3 protein-coding genes are annotated in these 2,248 nt (G+C 53.2%); all 3 read left to right on the top strand.

What is annotated here, in order from left to right; all coding sequences use genetic code 11:
- The coding region (gene glf, locus ACZM8Y_RS18085) for a UDP-galactopyranose mutase (RefSeq protein WP_489502003.1) at positions 1-1,041 on the top strand (1,041 nt) is incomplete at its 5' end.
- 71 nt (positions 1,042-1,112) lie between these two features.
- Positions 1,113-1,979 carry a UTP--glucose-1-phosphate uridylyltransferase gene (locus ACZM8Y_RS18080; protein ID WP_479859997.1) on the top strand — a complete coding sequence of 289 codons (867 nt, stop codon included), beginning with the start codon at positions 1,113-1,115 and terminating at the stop codon, positions 1,977-1,979.
- Between the two features lie 21 nt (positions 1,980-2,000).
- Positions 2,001-2,248, top strand: a 248-nt coding sequence (locus ACZM8Y_RS18075; RefSeq protein ID WP_482334770.1) for a capsular polysaccharide export protein, LipB/KpsS family, incomplete at its 3' end; no start/stop codon positions are given.

Below are 2,248 nucleotides of genomic sequence, written 5' to 3'. Positions count from 1 at the left end.
CATATCGGCGGCAACTGCCACTCCTCGTTGGATGGGGAGACGGGCATAGAGTGCCATCGCTACGGCTCGCACATCTTCCATACCTCGCTTCCGCAGGTGTGGGAGTATATCAACAAGTTCGGCGAGTTCACCAGCTATCAGCACAAGGTGTTCATCACCTATCAGGGCAAGGCCTATACCATGCCCATCAACCTGAGCACCATTAATGCCTTTTATGACAAAAACTTCCGGCCTGCGGAGGCTGCGGCGTTCCTAGAAGCGGAAATAGCCCGCGACCACATTGCAGAGCCAAAGAATCTGGAAGAAAAGGCTATTTCCTTGATCGGCCGCCCCTTATATGAGGCGTTCATCAAGGGCTATACCCACAAACAGTGGGAACATGACCCACGGGAGCTGCCCGCGTCCATCATCAGCCGCCTTCCGTTCCGCACAACCTATAACGCCAACTATTTCAATGATACATGGCAGGGAGTGCCGAAAGACGGTTACTTCAGCATCTTCAAACGCATGTTGGACAATCCGCTCATCACGGTGAAGCTGAACTGCGAGTACGAGAGCATCAAGTCGCAGATTCCCGCCGACTGCACGGTGATTTACACCGGTATGCCGGATCAGCTCTTCCAGTACAAATATGGAGAACTTGAATGGCGCTCCCTGCGCTTTGAATGGGAAACACTGCCTGTGCAGGACTATCAGGGAACTACAGTGATGAACTATGCGGACGTGGAAGTGCCTTTCACTCGTCTGCATGAATTCAAACACTATCACCCGGAGCGCAAGGAGCCTTTTGCGCTGAACAAGACAGTCATCTGCCGCGAATACTCCAAAACCTACAAAAAAGGCGACGAAGCCTATTATCCCGTGAACAACACGCGCAACACGGAGATGTATGCGAAATACGCGGAAGAGGCGGCAAAAACGCCGAATCTCATCCTTGGCGGCCGCCTTGGTGCGTACCGCTACTGGGATATGGACAAGGCTATTGCCGACGCGCTTCACGTGTTTGAAACTCGTATTAATCCGATAAAAACGGCCCTATAATTCATTGAGATACCATCTTAAATACAATTGGGAACTCTGCGCAGGCGGAAAGAAAAAGGGAGGAGGCAAGAGTGAGGGTTCGCAAGGTGGTTATTCCCGTGGCGGGATGGGGAACGCGTTCACTTCCAGCAAGCAAAAATATCCCCAAGGAAATGTTGCCTATTTATGACAAGCCCGTCATTCAGCATGTTGTGGAAGAAGCCGTGAGGGCGGGAATACGCGACGTCGTGTTTGTGACCAGCAGAAGCAAGGCCGTCATTGGGGATCATTTCGATTATAATCTTCAGTTGGAAGAAGTGCTGGCAAAGGCCGGAAAAACGGCGCTACTCCACAAAGTAAGAGATACGGCGGAGATGATTGATGTCATAGAAGTACGCCAGAAAAAACAGCTTGGCCTCGGCCATGCCGTTTCGTGTGCCCGTGCGGTCGTGGGGAATGAGCCTTTTGCCGTTATGGTGGGAGACGACTTCATCACGGGGGATGGCGCGGGGCTCGAACAGCTGGTTCAGACGGCTGAAAAATACAACATGCCAGTAGTGGGAGTGATGGAAGTCCCTGCCGATCGGATTAACAGATATGGCATGGTGAAAGGCGATGAGATCGCGGATGGGGTATTTCGGATTTCCGAGATGGTGGAAAAGCCAGCCGTCGGAACGACGGACGCCAGACTTGCCATTGTAGGACGTTACGTATTGCCGCCAGATCTATTCAACTATTTGAGCAACAGCGAACCGGGATATGGAGGGGAACTTCAGCTTACCGATTCCTTGGCGGCGCTGGCTAAAGATCGTGGCATGCTGGCCGTACGCATGAAAGGAACTCGTTTCGACGCGGGTGACTGGGTGGACTACCTTTGCGCCAATATCTTTTTTGGCCTTCGGGACGAGTCGCTGCGTGCAGCGCTGCGGGAAAAACTTCAGCAGCTCTCTCTGATGTAAGGGGAGTACGGACATAACGTAATGCTGAAATTCTTCTCCCGTTCCCTCAAACGCAACCAAGCGGTCAGGCCTTTCCTAAAGCAAGAAGCTTCAAGGGGAGAAATGCTGATTGCTGGCTGGGGCCACAAGCCCACAGCGGACAAGGCCCGTCGCTACGCCGCTCAACATAACCTCCCCTACATCGCGCTTGAGGACGGCTTCCTGCGCTCCCTTGGCCTTGGCTGCAAGGGGGCGCAGCCGCTCTCTCTGGTCGTGGATCATACGGGCAT

This window comes from Bilophila sp. (genome assembly GCF_057864385.1).
The sequence above is the reverse complement of the archived record's forward strand: the minus strand, read 5'-3'. Positions and strand labels throughout refer to the sequence as shown.